Origin of the sequence: Limnohabitans sp. (genome assembly GCF_044361645.1) — a bacterium.
Taxonomy (GTDB): Bacteria; Pseudomonadota; Gammaproteobacteria; order Burkholderiales; family Burkholderiaceae_C; genus Limnohabitans_A.
Map to the genome: position 1 here is coordinate 1 of NZ_JBIKIL010000163.1, position 6,911 is coordinate 6,911.

Below are 6,911 nucleotides of genomic sequence, written 5' to 3' on the forward strand. Positions count from 1 at the left end.
TCCACGCTTCCTTCCCACACTCGGTCACCCTCATGCAGTTGCGCTTCACTTCGCTCGTCGTGATCAACTTGCGACGGGACTTGCACCCGTAGGAGTGCGCCCATGCTGGGCGCACAAAAAAAAGCCCACAACTTTCGTTGTGGGCTTTCTGATTTTGGTGCGGCTGGCAGGAATCGAACCCACGACCCCTTGGTTCGTAGCCAAGTACTCTATCCAGCTGAGCTACAGCCGCAACATCTGTGGGATTATAGCCAGCTTTTGCGCTGACTTCAGGCGGCTGGCCGAATTATGCGCAGCGCTTCATTGCCATGACACGGCCGACAGGTCGTTGGCAAAAACAGGGGAGCTTGACCACAGGCCTTTGAGGCCTTTGCGGTACACGGCGGTGTTGGAGGCGTTGAACAAAAACACGTTGACCGCGTCCTTGGCGATCAGGCGCTGCATGTCGCCGAACAGCTGCGTGCGCTCTTTGGCGGCGGTGGTCGCTGAGTGCTTGGCCGCCAGGTCGCGAAAGGCCTTGCTGTCGTAACCCCAGTAGTACTGCGGGTTGGCATAGTTCATGTAGTCCAGCGGCTCCACGTGGTTGATCACCGTCAAGTCAAAATTGCCCTTGAAGGTGCCGCCCAACCATTGGGCCCATTCCACGTTTTCTATTTTGGCCACAATGCCCACCTTGACCAACTGCGCGGCCAAAATTTCACCGCCTTTGCGCGCGTAGGGCGGTGGGGGCAGGGTCAAGGTGACGTTCAGGGGCGTTGACACGCCCGCCTCTTTGAGCAGCGCTTTGGCTTTTTCCGGGTCATAGGCATACAGGCCGCTCAACTCCACATAGCCCGCGTCGGTGGGGGCCATGTGGCTGCCGATGGGTTTGGCCAGGCCTTCAAACACGCCATCGATGAAGGCTTTTTTGTCCACCGCATGCGACAAGGCGCGGCGCACACGCACATCGTCAAACGGCTTTTTGCGGTTGTTGATGGTCATGATGCCCTTGCCCGCTGTGCTGCCCATCTCGACCACGAAGCGCTTGTCTTTTTGGAACTGCGCCAGACTTTGCGGCGACTGAAAGCGCGGCATGCCGTCGATGTCACCGGCGAGCAAAGCCGCCACTTGGGCTGCGGAGTCGTTGATGAAACGGAAGCTGACTTTTTTCACCTTGATGGCGTTGGCATCGCGAAAGCCATCCCACTTGGTCAAGGTCACGGCCGTGCCCTTGGCCCAGTTCTCGATTTTGTAAGGGCCGGTGCCCACGGGTTGGGTGGCGGCGTTGGCCGCGCTGTCCGGGTGCAAGATGACGGCGGTGTTCTCGCCCATGCGGAACAAGAAGTTGCCATCCGGGTTGGTCAACACCAGCACCACGGTGTGCGCATCAGGGGTAGAAATGTGGCTGATGTTGTTGAACACCGCGCCTTTGGCCTTGTTGGTGCTTTTGGGGTCTTTGGCACGTTCAAAGCTGAATTTGACCGCCGCCGCGTCGAAAGGGCTACCGTCTTGGAACTTCACGCCCTTGCGCAGCTTGAAAGTGTAGGCCTTGCCGTCGGCGTCCATCTTCCAGCTCTCGGCCAGCAAGGGGGTAATGGAGCCATCGACGTTGATTTTGGTCAGGCCTTCGAAGATGTTGTAGTGCACCACCTCGCCAATCGCAGCGGCCGGGGCCATGGTGGGGTCCAGGCTGGTGGGCTCCAAAATCATGCCCAGCGTGACGGTGTCTTTGCGCGACTGCGCTTGCGCCTGCAAAGGGGCCGCCACAAAGGCGACCACCAACACGGCCGCCGAACTCAAAGCGAGGGTACGGCGGGTCATGGAAGAAACGTTTCTCATGGCGACTCCTGTTCAAAAAGAAGGGGGCTGGCCTGGCACAGCAGCCAACAAAGCCCGAGTGTAAGGGTGCTCGGCGTGTTCAAAGATTTGCTGAGCCGGGCCTTGCTCGACCACGCGGCCCGACTGCAAGACCAGCACATCGTCGCACATCAGATTCACGACCGCCAAGTCGTGGCTGACCAACAAATAACTCAGGCCGTAGCGGTCTTGCAGGTCCATCATCAGGTTCAACACTTGGGCCTGCACCGACACATCGAGCGCACTCACGGGCTCATCGGCCACGATCAAGGCGGGGCGGGTGATCAGGGCGCGGGCAATCGCAATGCGCTGGCGTTGCCCACCCGAAAACTCGTGTGGGTATTTGTCCAGGTCGGCGGTTCTGAGACCGACTTCGCTCATCGCTTGCTCAGCCCGGTCGCGCAGCTCAGATCGAGCATCAACAGGTTTCACCAAGGTCTGGATCGGCTCGGTCACGATGGCCAGCACTTTTTGACGCGGGTCCAGCGAACCGTAAGGGTCTTGGAACACCATCTGAAAACCGCTGCGCAATTGGCGCAAGGCTTGCCCGTGCGTCTGGTGCACGTCCACACCCTTGAACAGGACCTGCCCCTCGGTGGGCATATCGAGCGCCATGACCAAACGCGCCAAGGTGGACTTGCCTGAGCCAGACTCGCCCACGATGCCCAAACTTTGACCTGACTGCAGGGTAAAGCTCACTCCTGACAAAGCCTGCAAAGCGCCTGCGGGTTGAAACAAACCCGTGCGGGGCAAGGCAAAACGCCGAGCCAAATGCTTCACCGCCAAAAGCGACGCAGATGTGTGCGTCTCGCTCATGGCAGCCTCCAGCGCGGGCAACTGACCACATGGGGCCTTTCCCCAGCGGCTTCGTGTTCGATGTTTTCTGCCAGCGGGGGTGTCTGGCGACAATCCTCCACCGCCCAGCTGCAGCGCTCGGCAAAGGCACACCCCGCCGGAAAATCCATCAGCTCGGGCACGCTGCCGGGAATGGTGGTCAGGCGCGTGCCGCGCGCCAAACCCAAACGCGCACGCGCCGCGAACAAGCCGCGCGTATAGGGGTGCGCCCGGTGCGCAAACAACTCGGGTGTTGCCGCGCTCTCGACCACCGCGCCGCCATACATCACCATCACGCGCTCGACCTGGTCTTGCATCAGGCCCAGGTCATGGCTGATCAAGAGCAGGCCCATGCCGTCTTCGCGCACCAGTTGTTGGATCAGCGTCAGCACTTCTTTTTGCACCGTCACATCCAGCGCGGTGGTGGGTTCGTCGGCAATCAACAGCTCGGGGCCGCAGGCCAGCGCGATGGCGATCATGACGCGCTGGCGTTGCCCGCCCGACAGCTCGTGCGGATAGGCCTGCAGCCGCTCTCGTGCCCGGGGCAATTGCACGCGTTCGAGCAAGTGCAGGGCGCGCGCTTTGGCCTCGCGCACGCCCAAACCTTGGTGCAGCCGCAGCGGCTCAGCGATCTGTTTCCAGATTGGGTGCAAGGGGTTGAGCGCCGTCATCGGTTCTTGAAACACCATGGCCATGCGGGCACCGCGCAGCTGGCAAAGCTGCGGCTCGGGCATACCCACGAGTTGCTGGCCCTGCAGCGCAATAGACCCGCTCACGCGGGCGCGTTCGGGCAACAAGCCCATCAGGGCCAAAGCGGTGAGCGATTTGCCGCTGCCGCTCTCGCCAATCAGGCCCACTGTCTGGCCGCGCTCCATGCGCCAAGACACACCGCGCAGGGCCTGTGCCCAGCCCCTGGCCGTGGGCAGGCTCACACGCAAATCATCGACTTGCAGCAAAGGCTGGGCGTTGGCTAAACCGTTCATGTTCACCGCTGCCGCGCCAGCCGGGGGTCGAGCACATCGCGCAGGCCATCGCCTAGCAAATTCAGGCCCAGCACCGCCAGCGCTATCGCAGCGCCCGGATACACCGCGAGCATGGGGGCTTGGAACATCTGCGACTGCGCGTCGTTCAGCATGCGGCCCCAGCTGGGCTGCGGCGCTTGGGTGCCCAGGCCCAGATAAGACAAAGCTGCTTCGGCCAGAATCGCAATGGCGAACTGGATGGTGGCCTGCACGATCAAGACACTGGCGATGTTGGGCAAGACATGCACCACGGTGATGGCCAGTGGACCTTGCCCTGATGCCCGCGCCGCCGCCGTGTAATCACGCGCCCAAACCGCGTTGGCCGCACCCCGCGAAATGCGGGCAAACACCGGGATGTTGAAAATACCAATCGCCAAGATGCTCACCACCAAACCCGGCCCGTAAATCGCGGTCAACATGATGGCCGACAGCAGCGCTGGAAAAGCGAAGGTGAAGTCGGATGCGCGCATGATGAGCTCTTCGACCCAGCCGCGCCGCGCCGAGGCCAGCAAGCCCAAAGGCACGCCCACACCCAGGCCCATGCCCACCGCAATGAAGCCCACCAACAAGGAGTTTTGGCTGCCCACCAGCAGCAATGAGCCAATGTCACGCCCCAGGCTGTCGGTGCCCAACCAATGGGCCGCGCTGGGCGAGGCCAATTTGTTCGGGATGTCGATGTCGCCCACTGGGTAAGGCGACCAAAACAAGGACAACACCGCGCACAAGACCATCAGCAGCACCATGGCCCCGCCCGCCAGCAAGCTGGGATGGCGCAGGGCGCGTCGCCAAAAAATCGGGCTATCGGGCATGGCCTGCTTTCAAGCGCGGATCGATCCACGCATACAACACATCAATGCAAAAGTTGATCAAGACGACCAAGGCCGCCAGCAGCATGACCACATCGCGCACCACGATCAAATCGCGGTTGGCGATGGCCTGAAAAATCAAGCGCCCAATGCCGGGCAGCACAAACACGTTCTCGATCACGATGGCGCTGGTGATCAAATTGCCAAACTGCAAACCCATCACGGTGAGCACCGGGATCATGGCGTTGCGCAGCACATGGCCCCACAGCACTTGGCGACGGCTCAGGCCCTTGGCGCGCGCGGTGCGCACAAAGTCCTCGCGCAAAGTGTCGAGCACGGCCGAGCGGGTCACCCGCGTCAAGATCGCAGTTTGCACCGCCGCCAGCGCCAAGGCGGGCAAGAGCAAGGCCTTGATGCCCTCGAAAAGCCCGCCGCCATCTTCAACAGACCAACCTGGGAAACCGCCCGCGCTGACCCACTCCAAATGCACCGCAAACAGCAAGATCAGCAAAATAGCGAGCCAGAAATTGGGCAAAGCCAAGCCCAGTTGGCTGAGCGTCATGACGCCCACATCGCCCAGCTTGTTTTGCTGTGAAGCAGCAAAAATGCCCAGCATCAACGCCAGTGCCACCGTCAAGCCCATGGCCATCACCGCCAGCGGCAGTGTCACCTGCAGGCGCTCGGCCATGAGTTGGGCGGTGGGGGTGTCGTAAGAAATGCTCAGGCCCGTCTGGCCTTGCAGCATGCCGCCCATCCAGTTCATGTAACGGGTGCTGGCCGGCTGGTTCAGACCCAGCTTGTCTTCCATCGCGGCAATCGACTCAGGGGTGGCGGTTTCACCCAAAATGACCTGTGCCGCATTGCCCGGCAAAAGTTCAAGCACGGCAAACACCACCACCGAGGTCGCCAGCAAGGTCAACACAAAACTCAACAGCCGTCTCAAAACGAACAGGGGCACGCGCTATCCTTGGGGCCTGTGAGCCGTGTTAAAAAAGGCGGGACATGTCATCTGAAATGATTGTAAACAGCAGCCTGGGCAGCATCGTGGATGTGCCCGGCCTGCGCGTGGGGCATTTCACGCTCAGCCAGCGCCTGACCGGATGCTCGGTGGTGCTGGCCCTTGAAGGCGCAGTGGGCGCGGTGGACGTGCGCGGTGCAGCCCCCGGCACCCGCGAGACCGATTTGCTGGACCCTGCCAACTTGGTCGACAAAGTGCATGCCGTGCTGCTCAGCGGCGGCAGCGCTTTTGGCCTGGACGCCGCCTCAGGCGTGGTGCGCTGGCTCGATGAGCAGGGCATTGGCTTTGAAACCGGCTACGGCCGCGTGCCCATCGTGCCTGCAGCGGTGCTGTTCGATCTGCCCGTGGTTCGCCCTGGTGACGACCCCAAGGCCAGGCCCGACGCGGCCGCTGGCTACGCCGCCTGTCAAGCGGCATCCACGGCGACGCCCGCCGCTGGCAATGTGGGCGCAGGCGCGGGGGCCTGTGTGGGCAAACTGTTTGGCCTGGACCGCTGCATGAAAGGCGGCATAGGCAACGCCAGCGTGCGCGTGGGGCCTTGGGTGGTGGGCGCTTTGGTGGCCTGCAACGCGGTGGGCGATGTGATCGACCCGGCCACCGGCCACGTGCTGGCCGGTGCCCGCACCGCCGACGGACAGCACTTGCTGAACACCCAACGCGCCTTGCTGGCTGGCGAGCGCAGCCAGCGCTCCCTGCCCGGCACCAACACCAGCATTGGCGTGCTCGCCACCAACGCCAGTTTGAGCAAAGCCCAGGCCAAGCGCCTGGCCATGAGCGCACACGACGGCCTGGCCCGCAGCATCCGCCCCGCCCACACCCCGCTGGACGGCGACACCTTGTTTGCCCTGGCCACCGCGACCGAAACAACAACGCCCGACTTGATGCTGCTCTGCGTGATGGCGGCAGAGGCCACGGCGCTGGCCACGGTGGACGCGATTCGGCAGGCAAAAAGCATTCAGACCCCTTGGGGACTTGTACCGGCGATCCAAGCTTGAGGGCGCTGTGCTGGAGACTTGAACCGTCTACAAATAGTCACAAAGCGACTCATTAGAAAGAACTCGGCATCATTTGGATGATGCAATTGTCCATGAGAAAAGGCTTATAGGGAATACTGGAAAGCTCGACAGAATCCTAGCTCTTCATATTATTCGAATTTCAACAAGTAAGTATGCTGACATACTGGCACTCCGTTGAATAAAATATATTTACTGCTGATAATTTCATTGCTTCCTTTGACATGAGATATTTTTTGGATCCAATCTCTACCTTCACTGTCAATACCTCTGTAAACATTATTTAGTCGTCCCTGAAAAATTCATTTTCAGTTCAGCGCCCAGTTTTTGGACCCAGCCTTGAGTGGTTCGCAGACAAAGATTTGTCGCAATTGCCGAGCAA

6 protein-coding genes and 1 tRNA gene are annotated in these 6,911 nt (G+C 61.0%); 1 reads left to right on the plus strand and 6 read right to left on the minus strand.

Features of this window, described 5'->3' with window-relative positions:
- Nucleotides 1-155: 155 nt before the first annotated feature.
- The 6 genes from ACIQ39_RS17880 to ACIQ39_RS17905 all read right to left on the minus strand — a co-directional run bounded on the left by ACIQ39_RS17880 (nucleotide 156) and on the right by ACIQ39_RS17905 (nucleotide 5,456).
- Nucleotides 156-232, minus strand: a tRNA-Arg gene (locus ACIQ39_RS17880).
- A gap of 68 nt (nucleotides 233-300) precedes the next feature.
- A complete protein-coding gene (locus ACIQ39_RS17885; RefSeq protein ID WP_396435939.1) occupies nucleotides 301-1,818 on the minus strand; it encodes an ABC transporter substrate-binding protein in 1,518 nt (505 codons plus the stop codon).
- Between the two features lie 12 nt (nucleotides 1,819-1,830).
- Nucleotides 1,831-2,652 carry an ATP-binding cassette domain-containing protein gene (locus ACIQ39_RS17890; RefSeq protein WP_396435940.1) on the minus strand — a complete coding sequence of 274 codons (822 nt, stop codon included), beginning with the start codon at nucleotides 2,650-2,652 and terminating at the stop codon, nucleotides 1,831-1,833.
- On the minus strand, nucleotides 2,649-3,653 hold the full coding sequence (locus tag ACIQ39_RS17895; RefSeq protein ID WP_396435941.1) for an ABC transporter ATP-binding protein: 1,005 nt from the start codon (nucleotides 3,651-3,653) through the stop codon (nucleotides 2,649-2,651). The genes ACIQ39_RS17890 and ACIQ39_RS17895 overlap by 4 nt, the downstream gene beginning before the upstream one ends.
- A gap of 2 nt (nucleotides 3,654-3,655) precedes the next feature.
- The gene (locus ACIQ39_RS17900) at nucleotides 3,656-4,501 is read right to left on the minus strand and encodes an ABC transporter permease (protein WP_396435942.1); all 846 of its coding nucleotides are present in this window, start codon (nucleotides 4,499-4,501) and stop codon (nucleotides 3,656-3,658) included.
- The gene (locus ACIQ39_RS17905) at nucleotides 4,491-5,456 is read right to left on the minus strand and encodes an ABC transporter permease (protein ID WP_396435943.1); all 966 of its coding nucleotides are present in this window, start codon (nucleotides 5,454-5,456) and stop codon (nucleotides 4,491-4,493) included. Before ACIQ39_RS17905 ends, ACIQ39_RS17900 begins: the two co-directional genes overlap by 11 nt.
- 44 nt (nucleotides 5,457-5,500) lie before the next feature.
- On the opposite strand from ACIQ39_RS17905, the gene ACIQ39_RS17910 reads away from it, so the two are divergent.
- Nucleotides 5,501-6,511, plus strand: a complete 1,011-nt coding sequence (locus ACIQ39_RS17910; protein ID WP_396435944.1) for a P1 family peptidase — start codon at nucleotides 5,501-5,503, stop codon at nucleotides 6,509-6,511.
- The last annotated feature ends 400 nt before the right edge of the window (nucleotides 6,512-6,911 follow it).